The organism is Roseburia sp. OM04-10BH, assembly GCF_003462605.1.
GTDB classification, from domain to species: Bacteria; Bacillota; Clostridia; order Lachnospirales; family Lachnospiraceae; genus Roseburia_C; species Roseburia_C amylophila.
In genome coordinates this window covers 1-20,321 of the sequence record NZ_QTZI01000010.1, presented here as the reverse complement: position 1 = coordinate 20,321, position 20,321 = coordinate 1, and the positions used below count along the sequence as shown (strand labels likewise).

Below are 20,321 nucleotides of genomic sequence, written 5' to 3'. Positions count from 1 at the left end.
GCATAATTATTAAAAATTGATAAAAATTTAACTAATAACAAACATATTATACAAAGATGTGCTATACTAAAATTAGATTGTTATTGCATATATTATAACTTACGAGGAAAATTCCGGAAATATAAAAAGGTTATTTTCCGCAGTAGATGCATGGAGGAGTAGAAAATGGAATCACCAATTGAAGTGACAGAAGGTGTAGATGGTTGGAATACCATAATCTTTCTTTATAATTCTGCATTAAAAGAAGTTGGAACCAAGCTTGAAATATTAAATGATGAATTTCAGCATGTACATCAGTACAATCCGATAGAATATATAAAGCGGCGGATTAAGACGCCGGAGAGTATCGTAAAGAAGCTGAAACGATATGGTTACGAGAGTACCATTGATAATATGGTCAATTATGTAAATGACATTGCAGGAATCCGTATTGTATGTTCCTTTACCTCTGATATTTATCGTATGGCAGAGATGATTGGAAAACAGAATGACCTTACCGTGGTATCGGTAAAGGATTATATCAGGCATCCGAAGGAAAGCGGCTATAAGAGTTATCATATGTTGGTTACGGTGCCGATTTTTTTATCAGACCGTGTAGTGGATACAAAGGTTGAGATTCAGATACGGACCATTGCAATGGATTTCTGGGCGAGTCTTGAACATAAGATATATTACAAATTCGAAGGAAATGCACCGGAATATATCAGTAAAGATTTGCGGGAGTGTGCAGAAATTGTTTCTATGCTGGATGCAAAGATGTTATCCCTGAACGAAGCAATTCTAGAGGCCAAGGCAGCACAGGAAGCAGAGCTATTGCGGGAAGAAAAAAATAGAGCGGATAAAGAAAAATAAAAGAAGCTGCCAAAACCGGCAGCTTCTTTTTTGCAAGTGGCTTAAAAATGATTTAATCGTCTTCTCCATTCATCCAGCTATCGAATTTTTCTAATACTTTATCATAGGTCTGCTGGGAAATATCAGGAAGCTTTCCACCCCAGGCTTTGGTAGCCTGATCGAAGCCCTTTTTAAAAGCATCTGCTAATTCCTGGGCCTTGGACTTGTCATTACCGGATAATGCTTTTGCAAAATCTAAAATACGGTCAGAGGTCTGGTTTACACCCCAGTATCCGTCTTCTGCAATATCAGCCTGTGCCTGTGCCTTTACATCAGCAGAAACAGTGAAGTTACCGCCTGCAAGGAAAGACCACATATCATCGGCTTTGCCAATGGCTGCGCCCTGTTTGCTCATCATCTGTTCTACAATTCCGCGAAGCTGTGAAATACGGCTGTCAGAATCAGCTTTCATCTTTGCAATGAGAGCAGAGTTCTGTGTCTTTTGGGAAGAACTGCTCTTGTCACTGGAGCCTTTTTCATAGATAACACCGGTAGAGGTGTCATTCTTCGAAGATTCGGTCTTCTTAGAAGAAACTTTGGAATCTGTGGCAACAGTGGATGCAGCAGATACATAATTGTTAATAGAATTAATTGCCATAATCTTAACCCTCCTTGGTCAAATGCTTACTAAGTATCCATTCTTAGTCTTATTCATATATTTTATCGGTAAGAATGGGACAAAATATAAGAGGAAGAATTGACCTTTTTTAGAAAAAATGATAACATAAATTTGTATCATGTATACAAAATACAGGAGAAAAACAATGGACGAACTTGCAGTAAAAGCACTGGCAAAAATAAATCTTGGATTGGACGTATTACGTCGGAGAGAAGATGGGTATCATGAAGTAAAGATGGTTATGCAGACCATTCATTTATATGACCAGCTTCATCTTAAGAAAATAGAGTCTGGCATACATTTAGAGACAAATCTTGGATTTCTTCCGGTAGATGAAAGTAATCTGGCTTACCGGGCAGCGAGACTTATGAAAGAAAAATATCAGATTGAAGAAGGCATTGATATCCGGCTGAATAAGCGGATTCCTGTTGCTGCCGGGATGGCAGGTGGAAGCACGGATGCCGCAGGTGTGCTTTATGGAATCAATGAATTATTCAATCTTGGAATAAAGCGGAAAGAACTGATGGAGCTGGGCGTTCAGATTGGGGCTGACGTACCGTATTGCATCATGCGTGGTACAGCTTTGGCAGAAGGCATTGGAGAAAAATTAACTTCACTGCCACCGATGGTGAAGTGTCCGGTAGTGATTGCCAAACCGCAGGTCAGTGTATCTACTAAATATGTCTATGAGAATCTGAAGCTGGATGAGCATACACAGCATCCTGACATTGATGCCTTGATACAGAATATCCGCACAAAGGATTTGCCGGCAATTGCATGTAGTATGGGAAATCTTTTAGAAACGGTTACTGCAAAGAAGTATCCGGAGATAGAGAAGATAAAAGAACTGATGCGGGAAAATGGTGCATTGAATGCCATGATGAGTGGAAGTGGTCCGACAGTATTTGGACTTTTTGATGAACTGGAAACGGCAAAAATGGCAGCAGCGATTGTACGCCAGAGCGGGCTCGCAAGGCAGGTCTTTGTAACAGAGATTTATAATAATAGAAGATAACAACATGCTCTTTATAAAAAGGGTTGGAGGGTTAATATATGACAGATAATCTGGAATTAAATATGAATGCATATCTTCCTTTGCGAGATGTTGTATTTAATACACTTCGTGAGGCAATATTAAAAGGAGAATTAAAACCGGGTGAAAGACTGATGGAGCTGCAGCTGGCATCTAAGCTTGGAGTCAGCCGGACTCCGATTCGTGAGGCCATCCGGATGTTAGAGCAGGAGGGGCTTGCTGTAACCATACCGAGAAGAGGAGCCGAGGTTGCCCGTATGACAGAAAAGGACATGGAAGATGTGTTACAGATCCGGGCAGCATTAGATGAACTGGCAGTGCAGCTTGCAACAGAACAGATTACAGATGAACAGTTTGGTGCATTAGAACAGGCAAGACAGAATTTTGAAAATTCTTTAAAAAGTGATGATGTAAAAGAAATTGCACAGGCAGATGTAGCATTTCATGATGCTATTTATAATGCTACCGGAAATGCAAAACTGGTATCCATGCTGAACAATCTGCGGGAGCAGATGTATCGTTACCGTGTAGAATATTTAAAGGACGAGACGATTTATCCGAGATTATTAAAGGAACATAAGGATATCGCAGAGAGTCTTCGCAGGAAGGACAAGTCCCGTGCTTCAGAAACCATGCGGGAGCATGTGAAGAATCAGGCAGAAGCAGTCAAAGATATGATTCGTCAGCAGGAACAAGACCAATAGCATAAAGAAACAGGAATAAAAAAACAAAATACGGAAACACTAAGGACAGACCATACAGGGTCTGTCCTTTTTGCATATGCACAGGTGACTGGAAAATCGCATGCTTATATGCAGAGCTGGCGGACATCCGATACTATAAAAATTATGCCAAGGAGTTGATTTATGCAGCAGAAAGAAGAAAAAATCGCAGGGCACACTGCAAAGCATATCGCAGGACATACCGCAGAACATACAACAGAACGTAATGCAGAATACAATGATGAAATTACAACCAGTTTGCAGGAAAATGCTGCACGTTTTCAGAAGATATTTTCCGGGTGTGCGGATATTAAAATGCGAACCATGAAGATTGGACAGAAGCAGCAGATTGCGTGTATGGCAGCATACATAGAGGTAACCGGTGGTGGAGCAATTTTTGAGAAATCTCTCGTTGGCAGGCTTTTAAACGAATTGTGTCATTATAATGAAAAAGAAGTCTATGAGCGGCTGTCGCAGAATGCCCTTGGATTATCGGATGTTACGCCCTTTGATACTTTTTCGGATGCAGCAGCAGGTCTTCTGACCGGAGATACCATTCTATTTATAGATGGCTATGATAAAGCATTAAAGATTCCGGATAAGGGATACCCGTCTATGGGAATTTCTGAAGTAAATTCAGAAAAGGTAATCCGGGGCTCTAATGAAGGATTTACCGAGTCCGTAAAAGCAAATACGGCATTAGTACGTAAAAGGATTCGTTCTCCGAAAGTAAAGGTAAAAGAGAAAAAGGTAGGGCTGCGCAGTAAGACCAATGTGGATTTGATGTATATGGAGGATTTGATTTATCCCGGAGTTTTAGAGGAGGTAGAAAAGCGGCTTGACGGATTTGAAATTGACGGAGTCTTAGACAGTGGAATCATTGAACAGCTTACAGAAGAAAAATGGTATTCTCCATTTCCGCAGTTTCAGACCACACAGCGGCCGGACCGGGCAGCTATGGCAATTTTAGAGGGAAGGGTAGTACTGATTGCGGATAATTCACCAATTGCACTGATACTGCCGACGGATTATAACTCCTTCATACAGACCAGTGATGACTATTACAACCGCTGGGAAATTGCATCATTGGGAAGAATGTTACGTTTTCTGGCTTCTTTTTTTGCCATGACATTACCGGGACTGTATCTTGCAGTCTGTAATTTTCATACACAGATACTGCCGACGAAATTGCTGTTATCCTTTGCAGCAGCAAGACAAGGAGTGCCGTTTCCCGGGGTGGTAGAGGTACTTTTGATGGAGTTATCCTTTGAACTGTTGCGGGAAGCAGGCGTGCGCCTTCCGGGAGCTATGGGGAATACCATAGGAATTGTCGGTGGGCTGATTATCGGACAGGCGGCGGTGGAAGCAAATCTGGTCAGTCCTATCGTGGTAATTGTGGTGGCATTTACAGCACTTTGTTCCTTTGCGGTACCCAATGAAGAATTTGCAACAGCATTTCGCATCTTGAAATTTTTCTTTATTGCCATGTGTGCGTGGCTGGGCTTTTTCGGCTTTTTGATGGCTTTGCTTGCGGTACTCATTCATCTGTCACATCTTAAGAGTTTTGGCATTCCATATCTGATGCCCTTTGTAGGGGCAGATGTAACGGATTATCGGGATGAGCGGGACAGTCTGCTGCGTCTGCCATTATATCAACTGCGGCACAGACCGGTTTTTGCGAGACGCCACAATCGTCTGCGGCTTAGGAGGAAAAAGTAATTATGTTTTCAGAAAATCAGAAAATATCAGAGAGGCAGATGGCAAGGCTCCTGATTTTTGATATGTGCGGAATCAGTACGTTGCTGCTTCCCGGACTGTTAGGAAAAATGCTTGGGACAGACGGCGTATTTGCCATATTGCTGGGAGCAGTGCCGGTGTATCTATTTACCTTTCTTCCAGAGCTGCTACAGGAAAAGCGGAAAAACAGTAATACCAGAAATGGCAGTAATACCAGCAATATCAGTAACATCGGGAAAAGTTATCCGGAGATTTTAAAGAAACAAGGCAATGGTTTTATTCGCATTTTTGTACTGGTAGTCTATACAGTCGAGGGAATTCTGCTGGCGGGCTATGGCTTATTTCTTTTAAGTGACCTGATGGTGAGTGAGTTGTTAAAGGACAGTTCATTTGTGCTGGCAGCAGTTTTACTAATGCTTTTATGTGGCTATGGAATCTGGCAGGGCATCGAAGGGCGTGCCCGGGTGTATGAAATCCTGTTCTGGTTTGTATTTCTTCCACTTATTTTAATGCTACTTCTGGCAACAAAGGATGTCAATACGATTTACTGGACTCCGGTAATGGTACATCCCTGGGGAAACTTTGTGAAAGGGACAGCGGCAGTCGTGCTCCTGTATGGCACAATGGCATTTGTTTTGTTTTTACAGCCCTATCTTGCAGAAAATGTCCGTGTAGGACGGACATGCCGGAAAAGCCTTTGTGTTACAGTGATTTTTAATGCTGCAATCTATCTGATTACGCTTGGCATCTTTGGCAGTGGCATGCTGCCGAAAATGAAATATCCGGCAATTACATTAATGAGCATGATAAAACTGCCAGGCGGTTTCTTCGAACGGCAGGATGCCTTTATGGTAGCAATCTGGTTCTTTACAATTTATGCATTTATCAATACCGGAATGTTTTATGCCTCGGATTTGCTGAAAGCTGTATGGCAAAAGGAAAGGCACCAAAAAGCGGATGGGAAAAATGAAGCGATTCATGGAAAAGCCGATGCAAAAAGTATAGAAAAATTGATAATACCAATTGTAATGGTTCTTACATTTGCAGTCACATTGCTTTTTTACCGGCTACCGAAGTGGAAAATAATGTTTATATGGATTCAGGCAATTGCATTTCTTCCGTTGACGGTAATTCTTCCGCTGTGCATTGGAGAGATAAGTAAATGCCGGGAAAAGGGATAGTGAAAAAGGATAGCGGAAAAAATGGTGGAAAGGAGCAGCAGTATGAAAAATAGAATCGTGACAATTGTTTCCATGATATTTTTGGCAGTCTTATGCCTTGGCGGCTGTGGAAATACAGAGTTGGAAGAACGGAATTTTCCATTGGCAGCAGCGGTGACTTTGACAAAGGAGAACTATCAGATGGCATTTGGTTTTGAGCAACTTAAGGATGTGGCAGATGAGAAAAGCGAAAAAGAGAATACATCGGTACTTCTGGCGGAAGGAAAAGACTGCATGGAGCTGTTTTTACATGCAGATGGGGAAAATCCTGGAGAGATGGATTATAACCATTTAAAGGCATTGATTCTAAACCGGTCGCTTTTAGAGGATGAAAAGCGGCTGGGGGCATTTCTTGGGTATCTGGAAGAGGAAAATCTTTTTTCAAGGAATACGCTGCTTTTTGTTACGGAGGATGAACCGGATCAGGTGATGGAGATGGATACAGTTTTAAAAGAGCCGGTAGGAACTTATCTGAATGAAAGAATTGCCTCGGATGAACGTTTTAAGGACAGTGAGGCAGTTACCCTGGGCAGCCTGTTCCGGATATGGGAAAATGAGAACGAAAATCTGTGGATTCCCTATATTAACTGTGCAGAAGATAAAATGATACTGGAAAAATATTATCTGATGCAGGGCAGGATGGCAGCAGGCAAAGTGGACCGGGAAACGGGAGAACTGGCTTTGCTCTCAGAGCAGAAGATGAAAAGCTACAGCATTTCACTTGAAGATGCAGAAAGTGTAACACTTAGTAATTTATGCTGCAGCTATGCTTTTACGGAGCAGAATGGCCAGGTGACGGAAACCGTTACAATAAAGGCGGATGGAAAGTATCAGGGCAACAGGGAACTGCTGCAGAAAACAAAGCACAGGGATGAAAAATTGGAAGATCTTCATACAGACAGTCAGGATGAAAATGCTCTGATGGAAGTGGAAGCAGAAATAGAGCAGACTTTGGAAGAAAAGATGGATGCCATGACAGAAAAATTGCAACAGAATCAGAATGCAGATGGAACAAACAGTTATTATAAATTAGGGGCATATGCAAGGGATATTTATTTGCAGTTTCAGAAGGATTGGAGCGGTTACCGGAAAAACCTGACAGTGGAATATCATTGGGATGTCACGCTGGTGACATCTCCGTAGGATGCTGGACACCCGGTTACACTGGTAACATTGGCAACATCTTTGTAAGATGTCTGGTTCTGGTGATGCTGACGGCAGCCTATTATTTCTTAAGTTAATTTATTAATTTGACTTAGATTGGGCAAAAACAGAAAGATTACATTACTTTTTGCCCAAAATGAGTTGCAGAAGGAAGCATAGTCTTTGTTATTTGCTTCTGATTGGGTAAAAAGACTTCATTTTTCTAGAATCTTACCCAAACCGAGAGAACTTCGGAGATAACAGCAGAGGAGATTGGGCAAAAAAGAGTCATTTTTCTTAAATTATACCCAAATCAACTTCACCAGCGACTTTTGAGAGAAAAGTCGCAAACTCAACCGTGTCCCCAAAAAGAAAAGTTACAAGCTCAGCCGCATCCCACCAAGAAAAATTTACAACCCCACCCCATTTCTACATAAAATTTTCTCCCCCAAAAAGTTATCAAAATGTATAGAAAAAATTTTTTCGGTTATATTCCAGATAGAAAGTCAGAATAGTATGGCGAAAGAAAGTGTAGCAAGGAAAAGAAGAAATAAGAAATCAGAAACATGAAAAGGAGTTTTACCATGAAAGAATATAACCGAAAAAAATTGTATTTAAAAAGGGCGTTGTTCTATGGCATGCTGTTATTACTGTTGGTATTTACGGCAGGCAGTGCGAAAAAGGCTTATGAGGGGCGAAGAATGCAGGAGGACATTGCAGAAAAGATTCTGCGTTTCCATGTCAGGGCAAACAGTGATGGGGAAGCAGATCAGGCACTGAAGCTTAAGGTGCGGGATGCTGTTGGAAAAGAAATGGGAGAACTTTTGCAGGATGCTAAGACAGCCGAAGAAAGCAGCCGGATTGCAAGAGAACACTTCCCGGAAATTATACATATTGCAAAAGAAGTCATCCGGCAGGAGGGCTATGATTATCCGGTAGAGGTGAAATTATCTTCCGTGGAGTTCCCGGTAAAGACCTATGGCAGTTATACGTTCCCGGCGGGAACTTATCAGGCACTGGAAGTGATTATCGGAGCAGGCATGGGACATAACTGGTGGTGTGTCATGTATCCGAATATGTGCTTTGAAGGAAGTGTCTATGAGGTTGTGGATGGTAAATCAGAAAAGGTATTGAAGGATACCTTGAGTGAGACGGAATATCAGTCTCTGATGGAAGAGAAGAATTATAAGATTTCATGGAAATGGCTGGATTTCTGGGATAAATAGTGCTATACTGACCTGGATTTCTATAGAAGGAGCGGATTAGATGACAAAAGATGTAATTGTATCAATCAGCGGATTACAGATGCCGGCAGAAGGAGAAGCAGAGCCGGTTGAAGTGATTACAGTAGGGGATTATTACCAGAAAAACGGAAAACATTATGTGCTGTATGAAGAAGTAAATGAAGGTTTTGAAGGAAGCACAAAGAATATAATCAAGATGCAGGAAAACTGTATTGATATTACAAAAAAAGGAGTTTCCAATGTACACATGGTCTTTGAAAAGAACCGGAAAAATATGTCTTATTATGGAACGCCATTTGGAAATCTTCTGGTTGGAATTGATGCAAAGGATATTAAAGTGGAAGAGACAGAACATTGTATTGATGTGCAGATAGATTATGCATTGGAGGTAAACTATGAGCATCTGGCGGACTGTACCATTAAGATGAAGATTGCATCAAAAGAAAAAGGCGGATTCAGTCTTGCGTAGCTGGATGTAGAACAAAGAATGTGCCTTGGCACATTCCCGCGTCTGCGGCGGCCGCTTGCGACATTTACCTTATACACCGCAGTGCGCATCCTCGCGGAACGTTTTTTACTTTGCAGGAAAGCAATCTCCTGTAAAATAAAATAGAGCTGGGTGAAAACCCAGCTCAAGTTATTTTATTTACCAGCTTTTTCTTTTAACTTTGCCATAAAGCCTTTTTTCTTTTTGGCAGGTGCTTCGATAGGACCACGCATTCCTTTTACTGCAGTGATGTAAAGCCCGCTGACAGTAGCTTTTACTTCCTTCTTAACCGGAACGGAATCAAAAATCTGTCCGTCACAGATTAAAGTCATAACCTTTGGACCAACCTTTGCTTTGACGATTGGAAGTTTGGAACGGCGGAGCATTTTCGGGGTCTGGGCAATGACATTTGCCGGAAGACCGGAATCTTTAAGCCGCATCTTCTTCTTATCGATAATCAGCATGGAAATGGTCTGTGCTGCTGCTGCAATCTGGGCATCCTGTTCTTCTTTCTTTTTCTGAGCTCGTTTGCCCACAAAATAAAGAACAATCAGGGCAATAATCATAATAATCAGTATTGTTAATAATACAATCGCAAATTTTGGCACGATGAAAACCTCCTTAAGTAAAATCCAAATATGATTGTATCATTGATTGGCAGGATTGACAACCTGCAAATGCGAAAAATTCTATGAAATGCTTTTATTTTCGGTGAAAATGTGGTATCTTTAGAAAGTATGACTGACTGGAAAAATCCAGCCTTTGAATGAAAGACAGAAGGGAAATAAACATGAAGAAGAAAATAGTAGCAGTATTGTTATGCCTGACACTGGCATTTTCAGTAACTGGCTGTGGAAAAGACAAGAAAAGTGAATCGGTAGAGAATACAGAGAGCACAGAAGTGGTATCCAGTGCGGCAATTGATTTTGACCCGCTTGATTATGTGGAACTGGGCGATTATATGGGATTGTCAGTAGCTTTGACAGACGATTATTCCGTAAGTGATGATGATGTGAAGACTTTTATTGAGAATAGCGTAATTACCAACTATCCATACTATGCAGATACGGATAAAACAGTGGTAGAGGATGGAGATGCTGTAAATATCGATTATGAAGGATTAAAAGATGGCGTGGCATTCAGCGGTGGAACTGCAACAGATACGGTCTTAGAGATTGGAAGCAATACGTTTATGGACGGCTTCGAAGAAGGACTGATCGGTGCAAAAGTAGGGGATAAAGTAACCTTGAATCTTACATTCCCGGAAAGCTATAAAAATACAGACCTGGCAGGACAGGCGGTTGTGTTTAATGTAACCATCAATAAAATTGTTGAGAAGCAGGATATTACTTATGACAATATGACAGATGAATATGTGGCATATGTCAATGCTAAGGCCAGCCTTGGCTATGATACGGTAGATGAGATGAAGGCAGATGCACGCAATTATCTGGAATCTTCTAAGGAATCCTCCAAGAAATCTGCAATCCGTTCTGCAGTAATGGACAAGTTAGGAGAGGTATGTACCGTAAAGGAACTTCCGGATGGACTTCTGGATGCCCGTATGGAAGAGGTAATGGCACAGTATGAATCCTATTACTGCAGCGATGGAAGCAGCCTTAAGGATTATGTGGAAAATACAGCAAATCAGGATTATGATGAATTTGTAAGCAATGTAACTGACGAAGTGACATCAGATCTTAAGACACAGATGATTTTAGAGGCAATTGCAGAAAAGGAAGGCATTGAGTTTGACCAGGATGGCTTTGACAGCTACGTTGGAAATCTTATGAGCAATTACAGCTACAGCGATGAATCCACATTATACAAATCATATGGATTGAGCGCAGACAGCGGAAAAGAATATTTAAAGAAAGTATATGTATGCAATCTGGCACTTCAGAAAGTAGTTGACAGTGCAACTGTTGAAGATGAGGCAGGAACAGAAAATGTTACAGATACTGAATTAAATACAGAAAACTAAAAAGGATTAGAAAATTTTTTATCTAAGGGGGATAGAAAAATGGAACTTGTTGACATCAGAGATTTATTTCACCATCAGGAAGATTATGTAGGTAAGAAGATTACCGTCGGAGGCTGGGTAAGAAGTAACCGTAATTCTAAAAACTTCGGATTTATCGTAGTAAATGACGGAACTTTCTTTGAACCACTGCAGGTAGTATATGCAGACGGACTGGAGAATTTTCAGGAGCTTACCAAAATTAATGTTGGTGCAGCTATTGTTGTTACCGGAGTGCTGGAAGCTACACCGGAAGCAAAACAGCCATTTGAAATTCAGGCAGAGGAAATCGTAATTGAAGGCGCATCTGCACCGGATTATCCGTTACAGAAGAAACGTCACAGCTTCGAATATTTAAGAACTATTTCACATTTAAGACCACGTACCAATACCTTTGAGGCAGTATTCCGTGTACGTTCCCTGATTGCATATGCAATTCATAAGTTCTTCCAGGAGAGGGACTTTGTCTATGTACACACTCCGCTGATTACCGGAAGTGACTGTGAGGGTGCGGGAGAAATGTTCCAGGTTACTACCATGGACTTAAATAACATTCCACACAAGGAAGACGGAAGCATTGATTATACACAGGATTTCTTTGGAAAACCAACCAATCTTACCGTAAGTGGACAGTTAAACGGAGAGACCTTTGCACTGGCGTTCAAAAATATTTATACCTTTGGACCAACCTTCAGGGCAGAGAATTCCAATACTACAAGACATGCTGCAGAGTTCTGGATGATTGAGCCGGAAATTGCATTTGCAGATCTGGAAGATGACATGGTACTGGCAGAGAGTATGCTGAAATATATTATTTCCTATGTTATGGAACATGCACCGGAAGAAATGCAGTTCTTTAATTCCTTCGTAGACAAGGGACTGATTGAACGGCTGAATAATGTATTACATTCCGATTTCGCAAGAGTGACTTATACAGAAGCCATTGAACTTCTGGAGAAGAATAATGATAAATTTGATTATAAGGTATCCTGGGGCTGTGACCTTCAGACCGAGCATGAGCGTTTCTTAACCGAGCAGGTTTTCAAGAGACCGGTATTTGTAACAGATTATCCAAAGGAAATCAAAGCCTTCTATATGAAACTCAATGAGGATGGCAAGACAGTTGCAGCAGTTGACTGTCTGGTGCCAGGAATCGGAGAAATTATCGGAGGAAGCCAGAGAGAGGATGACTACGATAAATTATTAGAAAGAATCCATGAACTTGGATTAAAAGAGGAAGATTACAGCTTCTATCTTGATTTACGTAAATATGGTTCTGCAAGACATGCAGGCTTCGGACTTGGATTTGAAAGATGCGTCATGTATCTTACCGGTATGGCAAACATCCGTGATGTCATTCCGTTCCCAAGAACCGTTAATACCTGTGAATTGTAAGAGCAGCAGGTTATAAAAGAAGTATATAGAAGAAGGGCGTATGAAAAAACTTTCGTTTTTTCATACGCCCTTCTTTTGAATCATGGATTGATTTTATATAAGATAAATAAAGGGAGGTATTTTGCTTAACCCATAATTACTTCAACAGTAACTTCTTTCTTAGACGGATCAAATGGAATCATATTGCCATCAGCAATAACACCATCCACAGTAAGAACCTTGACACCTTTCTGTACGCCATTTGGATTCTTTACCTGAATGTGATAAGTTACACCACGGAAATCACGTTTTGCGGTAAAACCGGATAAAGTAGATGGAATACATGGGTCAATTACAAGACCATCATAATCCGGACGGATACCTAAGATATACTGGGATACATCAAGGAAAGTCCATGCAGCAGTACCGGTAAGCCAGCTGTTCTTTGCTTCACCGAAGTTTGGCGCATCTTTTCCGGCAATCATCTGAGAGTACACATATGGCTCAGTGCGGTGGATTTCGCTGATATCTTCGATATAAGCAGGACAGGTTCTGGTGTATACCTGCCATGCACGGTCGCCACGTCCAACGACTGTTTCTGCAATGGAAATCCATGGATTGTTGTGACAGAAGATACCTGCATTTTCTTTGTATCCAGGTGGATAGGAAGAAATTTCACCGAGCTCTACATGGTATTTGTGATAAGGTGGCTGCAGCAGTACAATACCGTATTTGGTATCTAAGTATTTTTCAACAGACTGCATTGCCTGAAGACAATTGCCTTCTTTCAGTCCGATTTCTGCCATAACACAGAATCCCTGCGGCTCGATAAAGATTTTACCATCGTCACATTCTTTGGAACCGATTTTCTGTTTGTAGTGGTCGTAAGCTCTTAAGAACCATTCGCCATCCCAGCCGGCATCGAGAACGGTTTTTTCCATGGAAGCAATTGCTTCTTCCGCTTCTTTGGCTTCTTCTTCCAGACCTCTGTGTTTGCAGATTTCTACATAATCTTTACCATATTTTACAAACATGCCTGCGATAAATACAGACTCTGCATTTGGTCCCTCAGATGGTCCGAAGGTCTGGAAAGATTCACCCGGCTCTTCTGAGAAGCAGTTTAAGTTCAGACAGTCATTCCAGTCAGCACGTCCAATCAGAGGAAGTCCATGTGGTCCTAAGTGTGTTCTGGTATAGTTGAAGGAACGTCTTAAATGTTCCATAAAATCGGTTGCTTTGCTTTCGTCATTATCATAAGGAGTGATTTCATCTAAAATGGAGTAATCTCCGGTCTCCTTGATATAAGCAGCAGTACCGGCAATGAGCCATAACGGGTCATCATTGAATCCGCTTCCGATATCAGCATTTCCTTTTTTGGTAAGTGGCTGATACTGATGGTAAGCACTTCCATCCTCAAACTGGGTAGATGCGATATCTAAAATACGCTGTCTTGCACGGTCCGGAATCAGATGAACAAATCCTAAAAGATCCTGACAGGAATCACGGAAGCCCATGCCTCGTCCAATTCCGGATTCGAAATAGGAAGCGGAACGTGACATATTAAAGGTAACCATACACTGATATTGATGCCAGATGTTTACCATACGGTCTAACTTCTCTTCGGAAGAAGATACGGTAAAGTGGTTTAAAAGGTTATTCCAGTATTCTTTTAATTCTGCTAAAGCAGCGTCAGCTTTTTCTGTGGTATCAAAACGTTTTAATAATTCTTCTGCCGGTTTTCTGTTGATGCATCCGTTTTCAGCAGGACCATCCCATTTCTCGGCAACCGGATTCTCTACATAACCCAGTACAAAAACAAAGGATTTTGATTCGCCCGGTGCAAGAGAAACCTTGATATGGTGGGAACCAATCGGAGACCAGCCGCTTGCTACAGAGTTCTTAGAGGTTCCGTTTATGACAACTTCCGGCGCGGAATTTTCGCCATAAGCACCAAGGAAAGATTCACGGTCGGTATCGAATCCGGCAAGCTGGGTATTTACAGCATATACCGCATAATGATTACGGCGTTCGCGGTATTCTGTCTTATGATAAAGGGCAGAGCCGTGAATTTCCACTTCACCAGTACTGAAGTTACGCTGGAAGTTTGTCATATCATCCATGGCATTCCACAGACAGAATTCTACATAAGAGAATACGGAAATTTCTTTGTGTTCGCTGCCGTGGTTGGTCAGTGTCAGTTTGTTAATCTCACAGGTATTTCCCATAGGAACAAACATGGTCAGCTCTGCGGATAACTGATTTTTGCTTCCCTCAAAAACAGAGTAGCCTAATCCATGCCGGCACTGATAGGAATCTAATTCAGTCTTGGCTGGCATCCATCCCGGATTCCAGATGGTGTCACCATCTTTGATATAGTAATAATGTCCATTGCTGTCATAAGGAATATTGTTGTAACGATATCTTGTAAGACGAAGGAGCTTGGCATCTTTATAGAAACTGTATCCTCCGCAGGTGTTAGAAACCAGTGAAAAGAAATCTTCACATCCTAAATAGTTGATCCATGGAAGTGGAGTCTTTGGGGAAGTGATGACATATTCTTTCGCTGCATCATCGAAATGTCCAAATTTCATAATTAAATAACCTCCTTAAATACAATAAGTCCGAAAACGATTAAGAGAGGTATTTCTTTAGGTTGAGTATAATATAAGAATCAGGAAAAAGCAACAGAAATATTGAAGAAAGTATGCATTTTAGGAGAAAAGAGCGAAAATGACAGCTTTTTGTCATATGAATCGAAAACACCGAGTGATAACGATTAAGTAAAGAGAAAGAAAAAAATCGACTTAATATAGAAGAAAGAAAACAAGATTAGTAAAAAATGCACAAAACTGACGACTTAAAACTGGATAACTGTTACAAATATACAAAAAATAGTTACATTTCACACTGAATATGTTATGATAAAGCTACGAAAACGATTAAGAAAAGCAACTCAAAACAGTGAGGTGCAAAAGATGGTATCTTTAAAAGACATTGCGAAAGAATGTGGTGTATCAACTGCAACAGTTAGCAAAGCACTGAATGGACAACATGATATTGGAGAAGAAACAAAAGCAAGAGTAAGAGAGACAGCAGAGCGGATGGGGTATTTTCCAAATGCAGCTGCCAGAGCATTAAAGACCAACCGTTCCTACAATGTAGGAGTCCTGTTTCAGGAAGAAGCAGGAAGTGGTCTGACACATGAATATTTTTCAGGTGTGCTAAATGGAATTAAGGTGCAGGTTGAGAAGATGGGATATGATGTAACATTTATCAACAACAGTTACGGAGTAAAGAAAACCTCATTTTTTGAACATTGCAGATACCGGAACTTTGAAGGAATCGTTATCGTGTGTGCTGATTTTGCCAGCCAGGGAGTGCTTGAATTAATGAACAGTGCATTCCCGGTAGTGACCATTGATTATACACATTACAATTGCACAGCAGTTTGTTCCAATAATGTAAAAGGAATGGAAGAGCTGCTGAAGTATATATATAAGAAGGGTCACCGAAAAATTGCTTACATACATGGACAGAAAAACTCGAATGTAACAAGAGAAAGACTTACAAGCTTTTACCGGACGATGGAAGAACTTCATATTAAGGTAAATGAAGATTACATTCGGGAAGCTGCTTATCTGGAAACAAGGGGAGCGGCGGAGCAGACAGAAATTTTACTTGATATGGATGACCCGCCAACCTGTATTCTTTATCCGGATGACACCTCTTTAATCGGAGGAAAAAACGTGATTATGGAACGTGGGATGCATATTCCAGAAGATGTTTCCATTGCAGGATATGACGGAACAAGAATTTCCCAGTTATCTCATCCGAGAATCACAACGATTCGTCAGGATACAGAAGAAATAGGAAGAGAAGCAGCACGGCGTCTGATTGATGCCATCGAGAAACCGAGAACTACTCTCATAGAGAGAGTCGTTATAGAGGGCACATTGATTACCGGCCAGTCGGTAGGAGAGCTGCCTGAAACAACATCCGAAGAGGATGAAAAATGAGAAGGAGGAGAACTCAATGAAAAAGAAACTTATCAGTACTTTATTATGCGTATCCATGGTAGCAGCTATGGTAGCTGGATGTGGATCAGGGGATGACACAAAGGATGCGAACAATGATGCATCCAACACAGAAGGAACAGCAGATGCAGATACGGACACAGACAGTGGTTCTGATTCTACAGAAGTAGAGAACACCATCACCGGTGATCCAAGTGCAGATGATGCATTCGTAGTATGGGGCTGGAACGATGACATCAAGAACATTTTGGATGGACCGTTTGCAGAGCAGTACCCAGACCTTGCAAAACGTATCGTATTCGTAAATGCAGGTGGATCTGATTATTATCAGACAAAGATTGATGAAATCTTAGATGATCCTGATAATGAATTGTATCCAGACCTGATGGGACTTGAGGTTGACTACGTTTTGAAATATGTAAACAGTGACTGGCTGACCTCAGTTGGTGACTGTGGAATTACAGCAGATGATTATGCAAATCAGTATCAGTACAATCTGGATCTTGGAACTGTATCCGGCGAAGATTCTTCTGATGCAAACAATGTAAAAGCATTATTCTGGCAGGCTACTCCTGGATGTTTCCAGTTAAGAGCAGACCTTTGTGAGAAATATCTTGGAACAACTGATGTAAATGAATTAAGCACAATGTTCTCTACATGGGATGGTGTTCTTGATGCAGCAAGAAAAGTAAATGATGCATCTAATGGAAAATGTAAACTGTTCTCCGGTTATGATGAGTGCTTCCGTGTACTTTCTAACTCAAGAGCAACCGGCTGGTATGGCGATGACGATGTTATTTCTGTTGATGATAACATGACACAGTATATGGAACTTGCTAAGACAATGGTAGACGAAGGATTAACCTATGAAACAGACCAGTGGTCAACAGACTGGTATGCAAACATGGAAGGTGACGGCGAGACATCTAATGCAGCAGTTGCTTACTGTGGATGCCCATGGTTCACATACTGGAGCTTAAAAGATACCTGGAAAGGTAACACAATCCTTGTAAATGCTCCGGAACAGTTCTACTGGGGTGGTACAGGACTTGCAGCAACAGCTAACTGTGCAGACAAAGAAATGGCTGGAACAATTATCAAAGCATTTACCTGTGACACAGACTTCATGGTATCTATCAATGCAAAGAACAGTGATTTCGTAAACAACAAAGAAGCTGTTAAGAAGATTTCTGAAGCAGGCGCAACATGTGACTACTTATATGAAGCAGCTGGTCAGGATATCATGGCATTCTACTTACCAATGGCTGATTCCATCAGTGCTAAGAATGCAACAGCAGAAGATCAGAACATCAACTCTGCTTGGTCTACTCAGGTGAAAGAGTATGCAGCAGGAAACAAGGATAAAGATACTGCAATCGCAGATTTCAAATCCGCAGTACATGACTCCTATTCATACTTAAAAGCTGAATAATCAGTAAAAGAACAATAACTATGCTGCCCTTTCCGGCATGGGAAGGGCAGCATTTATAAACAAAACTATTGGAGAGTTATTTTAAAATATAGGGAAATGGAAGATGGATTGAGAGGAGTTGGCAAAGATGGACAAAAAGAAAAAACGTAAACATATTGAATATGGCAGATATGGATACTTCTTTATCGCCCCATTCTTCATTGCATATTGTCTGTTTCAGTTATGGCCGTTATTTAATACATTTTACTATAGTACATTAAGCTACTATAAGAGAAACGGTAGAGAATTTATTGAATTTTGCGGATTAGACAATTTCAAAAATATTCTCGGACTGACAGCCGGTGAAAAAGGATATGCATTGATTTATTTGAAAAATACACTGACAATGTGGGTATGTAACTTTATTCCACAGATTTTAGTTTCATTGTTACTGGCAGTATGGCTGACTGATAACATTGTAAAATTAAAAGCTCAGGGCGCATACAAAATTATTATTTACTTACCTAGTATTATCACAGCAGCGTCTGTATCTGTTTTATTCAATGCAATGTTTTCCCAGTATGGACCAATTACACAGACTTTACGTGATATGGGAATCATTTCACAGAAATTTAACTTTATGACAAGCGTCGGCGGAACGCGGGGATTAATATCATTTATCCTCTTCTGGATGTGGTATGGAAATACAACCCTGTTGCTGATATCAGGAGTTTTGGGAATTGACCCAAGTCTTTATGAAGCGGCTGATATCGATGGAGCAACCGGATGGAAGAAATTCCGTTATTTAACACTTCCATTATTAAAACCGATTATGTTATACGTATTGATTACTTCCGCAATCGGTGGTTTACAGATGTACGATATCCCGGCATTATTCAATGTCAGTAAGTCAGGACTTATCGGACAGCCGGATGATTCATCCACAACAATGGCAATGTACATCATGAGATTATATCAGAGTGATGTAGGTAAGGCAGCAGCAGTATCTGTATTCCTGTTTATTCTGACCTTGATTATTAGTCTTATCTTCTTCGGAACGATGACGGATCGGAGCGAGAAGAAACATAAGAAAGGAGGGAATCGATAATGGCAAGTTTTGATATGGCAATGAGCGGACAGACATCCCAGCCAAAACAGAAAAGTTATTCGAAAGTATTACATACAAAAAGAGCAATCCGAGGTTTGATTTGTATCCTCTTCTGTCTCCTTAGTTTACTGCCATTCCTTTTAATGGTTATGAATGCGACCAGAACTTCTGGAGATATTCAGGCAGGTGTATCCTTGATTCCTTCCTCCCACCTGATGGAGAACTGGAACATGCTTCTTCAGAAGCAGAATGGTATGAGATTAACATTAGGAAGAGCAATGTTGAACTCCTTATGTATCACAGTACCAGGTACCTTCCTTGCAGTATATTGTTCCTGTATGACAGCTTATGGAATTCATGTATATAACTTCAAAGCAAAGAAGTTTGCATGGGCGTTCATCATGGCAATCATGATGGTGCCGAACCAGATTACAATCATTGGTTTCTACCGTTTTATGTTAAAACTGAATCTGGTAGATACTTATATCCCATTGATTATTCCTTGTATCGCAGCACCGGCAGTTGTATTCTTCATGAAACAGTATATGGAAAGTACCTTATCCATTGAAATGATTGAAGCTGCACGAATTGACGGAGCAAGAGAATTCCGGATTTTCAATACCATTATCATGCCGATTATGAAACCGGCAGTAGCAACACAGGCAATCTTCCAGTTTATTGCACAGTGGAATAACCTCTTTACCCCAACCATCATGTTAACAACTGATGAGAAGAAAACACTTCCATTGTTTGTACAGATGCTGACATCTGATCAGTTCCGTGTAGATTACGGTGTTGTATATGTAGGCCTTACCGTAACGGTACTTCCATTAATTATTGCTTACCTTATCCTTTCAAAGTATATTGTAGCAGGTGTAGCACTTGGTGGTGTAAAGGGCTAAAACAAAGATAATTCTTTTTTCCATTTCCTCATACAAAATATAATTAAGCGCGAAGAGAGGCTGCTACAGCAGCCTCTCTTTGTGTGCATACAATCGCTTGCAATTAGACAAGTTCTGTGATACACTTTCAAACGTTGCAAGTACCCCGTAAAACCAAGGTCTTAGGGGAAGAAGAAACCGAGTGTTCGAGACCTTCCACTCGTAAAACAAAACTAGAGGAGACAAAAGAATATGAGAAACAAAAAAGTATTATTTATTGTGCAGGCTGCGTTAATTGCAGCAATCTATGTGGCACTGACTTATCTTAGCAGTATTGCGAGTTATAGGACAAAATGTGTTGATGAAAACCGCTTTCAAGCCTTGAAAATAAAGGGCT

At 40.8% G+C, this 20,321-nt stretch carries 17 protein-coding genes; 14 read left to right on the top strand and 3 right to left on the bottom strand.

The window, feature by feature from the left end:
• Positions 1-165: 165 nt before the first annotated feature.
• On the top strand, positions 166-852 hold the full coding sequence (locus tag DXB43_RS10700; RefSeq protein WP_117697983.1) for a GTP pyrophosphokinase: 687 nt from the start codon (positions 166-168) through the stop codon (positions 850-852).
• A 52-nt stretch (positions 853-904) separates the two neighbouring features.
• On the opposite strand, the gene DXB43_RS10695 is transcribed toward DXB43_RS10700, so the two are convergent.
• Positions 905-1,489, bottom strand: a complete 585-nt coding sequence (locus tag DXB43_RS10695; RefSeq protein WP_022243716.1) for a hypothetical protein — start codon at positions 1,487-1,489, stop codon at positions 905-907.
• Positions 1,490-1,655: 166 nt separating this feature from the next.
• Between DXB43_RS10695 and ispE the strand changes: the two genes are divergently transcribed.
• The 7 genes from ispE to DXB43_RS10660 all read left to right on the top strand — a co-directional run bounded on the left by ispE (position 1,656) and on the right by DXB43_RS10660 (position 9,078).
• The gene (gene ispE / locus DXB43_RS10690; protein ID WP_117947545.1) at positions 1,656-2,525 is read left to right on the top strand and encodes a 4-(cytidine 5'-diphospho)-2-C-methyl-D-erythritol kinase; all 870 of its coding nucleotides are present in this window, start codon (positions 1,656-1,658) and stop codon (positions 2,523-2,525) included.
• Positions 2,526-2,563: 38 nt separating this feature from the next.
• A complete protein-coding gene (locus DXB43_RS10685) occupies positions 2,564-3,247 on the top strand; it encodes a GntR family transcriptional regulator (RefSeq protein ID WP_117697986.1) in 684 nt (227 codons plus the stop codon).
• 162 nt (positions 3,248-3,409) lie between these two features.
• Entirely contained in the window at positions 3,410-4,984 is a 1,575-nt protein-coding gene (locus DXB43_RS10680; RefSeq protein ID WP_117947544.1) for a spore germination protein, read from the top strand.
• 2 nt (positions 4,985-4,986) lie between these two features.
• A complete protein-coding gene (locus DXB43_RS10675) occupies positions 4,987-6,183 on the top strand; it encodes a GerAB/ArcD/ProY family transporter (protein WP_117947543.1) in 1,197 nt (398 codons plus the stop codon).
• A gap of 42 nt (positions 6,184-6,225) precedes the next feature.
• Positions 6,226-7,365 (top strand): Ger(x)C family spore germination protein, encoded by a 1,140-nt coding sequence (locus DXB43_RS10670; protein ID WP_158567216.1) that lies wholly within the window; start codon positions 6,226-6,228, stop codon positions 7,363-7,365.
• A gap of 584 nt (positions 7,366-7,949) precedes the next feature.
• Positions 7,950-8,591, top strand: coding sequence for a stage II sporulation protein R (spoIIR, locus tag DXB43_RS10665; protein WP_158561838.1), 642 nt, complete (start codon positions 7,950-7,952; stop codon positions 8,589-8,591).
• A 40-nt stretch (positions 8,592-8,631) separates the two neighbouring features.
• A complete protein-coding gene (locus DXB43_RS10660; protein ID WP_022243709.1) occupies positions 8,632-9,078 on the top strand; it encodes a DUF1934 domain-containing protein in 447 nt (148 codons plus the stop codon).
• Between the two features lie 173 nt (positions 9,079-9,251).
• On the opposite strand, the gene DXB43_RS10655 is transcribed toward DXB43_RS10660, so the two are convergent.
• The gene (locus DXB43_RS10655) at positions 9,252-9,662 is read right to left on the bottom strand and encodes a hypothetical protein (protein WP_117698024.1); all 411 of its coding nucleotides are present in this window, start codon (positions 9,660-9,662) and stop codon (positions 9,252-9,254) included.
• A 224-nt stretch (positions 9,663-9,886) separates the two neighbouring features.
• Here DXB43_RS10655 and tig point away from each other — a divergent pair, with 224 nt between their 5' ends.
• Positions 9,887-11,080, top strand: coding sequence for a trigger factor (tig, locus tag DXB43_RS10650; protein WP_158567215.1), 1,194 nt, complete (start codon positions 9,887-9,889; stop codon positions 11,078-11,080).
• A gap of 39 nt (positions 11,081-11,119) precedes the next feature.
• Positions 11,120-12,511: an asparagine--tRNA ligase gene (asnS, locus tag DXB43_RS10645; protein WP_117697991.1), complete on the top strand. Its 1,392-nt coding sequence runs from the start codon at positions 11,120-11,122 to the stop codon at positions 12,509-12,511.
• Between the two features lie 125 nt (positions 12,512-12,636).
• Here asnS and DXB43_RS10640 read toward each other — a convergent pair whose 3' ends face one another.
• A complete protein-coding gene (locus DXB43_RS10640; protein WP_117697992.1) occupies positions 12,637-15,081 on the bottom strand; it encodes a GH36-type glycosyl hydrolase domain-containing protein in 2,445 nt (814 codons plus the stop codon).
• Positions 15,082-15,465: 384 nt separating this feature from the next.
• Here DXB43_RS10640 and DXB43_RS10635 point away from each other — a divergent pair, with 384 nt between their 5' ends.
• The 4 genes from DXB43_RS10635 to DXB43_RS10620 all read left to right on the top strand — a co-directional run bounded on the left by DXB43_RS10635 (position 15,466) and on the right by DXB43_RS10620 (position 19,945).
• Complete coding sequence (locus tag DXB43_RS10635; protein WP_117947540.1) at positions 15,466-16,506, top strand: LacI family DNA-binding transcriptional regulator; 1,041 nt, start codon at positions 15,466-15,468, stop codon at positions 16,504-16,506.
• A 16-nt stretch (positions 16,507-16,522) separates the two neighbouring features.
• Positions 16,523-17,956: a hypothetical protein gene (locus tag DXB43_RS10630; protein ID WP_147326025.1), complete on the top strand. Its 1,434-nt coding sequence runs from the start codon at positions 16,523-16,525 to the stop codon at positions 17,954-17,956.
• 127 nt (positions 17,957-18,083) lie between these two features.
• The gene (locus DXB43_RS10625; RefSeq protein ID WP_117697995.1) at positions 18,084-19,043 is read left to right on the top strand and encodes a carbohydrate ABC transporter permease; all 960 of its coding nucleotides are present in this window, start codon (positions 18,084-18,086) and stop codon (positions 19,041-19,043) included.
• Positions 19,043-19,945 (top strand): carbohydrate ABC transporter permease, encoded by a 903-nt coding sequence (locus DXB43_RS10620; protein ID WP_022243701.1) that lies wholly within the window; start codon positions 19,043-19,045, stop codon positions 19,943-19,945. The genes DXB43_RS10625 and DXB43_RS10620 overlap by 1 nt, the downstream gene beginning before the upstream one ends.
• Positions 19,946-20,321 lie beyond the last annotated feature (376 nt).

Excerpts from the sequence above, each read along its gene's own strand:
- asnS (WP_117697991.1), top strand. The coding sequence starts at position 11,120 with ATGGAACTTGTTGACATCAGAGATTTATTTCACCATCAGGAAGATTAT.
- DXB43_RS10685 (WP_117697986.1), top strand. The coding sequence starts at position 2,564 with ATGACAGATAATCTGGAATTAAATATGAATGCATATCTTCCTTTGCGA.
- spoIIR (WP_158561838.1), top strand. The coding sequence starts at position 7,950 with ATGAAAGAATATAACCGAAAAAAATTGTATTTAAAAAGGGCGTTGTTC.
- DXB43_RS10680 (WP_117947544.1), top strand. The coding sequence starts at position 3,410 with ATGCAGCAGAAAGAAGAAAAAATCGCAGGGCACACTGCAAAGCATATC.
- DXB43_RS10675 (WP_117947543.1), top strand. The coding sequence starts at position 4,987 with ATGTTTTCAGAAAATCAGAAAATATCAGAGAGGCAGATGGCAAGGCTC.
- DXB43_RS10640 (WP_117697992.1), bottom strand. The coding sequence starts at position 15,081 with ATGAAATTTGGACATTTCGATGATGCAGCGAAAGAATATGTCATCACT.
- DXB43_RS10660 (WP_022243709.1), top strand. The coding sequence starts at position 8,632 with ATGACAAAAGATGTAATTGTATCAATCAGCGGATTACAGATGCCGGCA.
- tig (WP_158567215.1), top strand. The coding sequence starts at position 9,887 with ATGAAGAAGAAAATAGTAGCAGTATTGTTATGCCTGACACTGGCATTT.
- DXB43_RS10635 (WP_117947540.1), top strand. The coding sequence starts at position 15,466 with ATGGTATCTTTAAAAGACATTGCGAAAGAATGTGGTGTATCAACTGCA.
- DXB43_RS10670 (WP_158567216.1), top strand. The coding sequence starts at position 6,226 with ATGAAAAATAGAATCGTGACAATTGTTTCCATGATATTTTTGGCAGTC.
- ispE (WP_117947545.1), top strand. The coding sequence starts at position 1,656 with ATGGACGAACTTGCAGTAAAAGCACTGGCAAAAATAAATCTTGGATTG.
- DXB43_RS10630 (WP_147326025.1), top strand. The coding sequence starts at position 16,523 with ATGAAAAAGAAACTTATCAGTACTTTATTATGCGTATCCATGGTAGCA.
- DXB43_RS10655 (WP_117698024.1), bottom strand. The coding sequence starts at position 9,662 with ATGATTATTGCCCTGATTGTTCTTTATTTTGTGGGCAAACGAGCTCAG.
- DXB43_RS10620 (WP_022243701.1), top strand. The coding sequence starts at position 19,043 with ATGGCAAGTTTTGATATGGCAATGAGCGGACAGACATCCCAGCCAAAA.
- DXB43_RS10700 (WP_117697983.1), top strand. The coding sequence starts at position 166 with ATGGAATCACCAATTGAAGTGACAGAAGGTGTAGATGGTTGGAATACC.
- DXB43_RS10625 (WP_117697995.1), top strand. The coding sequence starts at position 18,084 with ATGGACAAAAAGAAAAAACGTAAACATATTGAATATGGCAGATATGGA.
- DXB43_RS10695 (WP_022243716.1), bottom strand. The coding sequence starts at position 1,489 with ATGGCAATTAATTCTATTAACAATTATGTATCTGCTGCATCCACTGTT.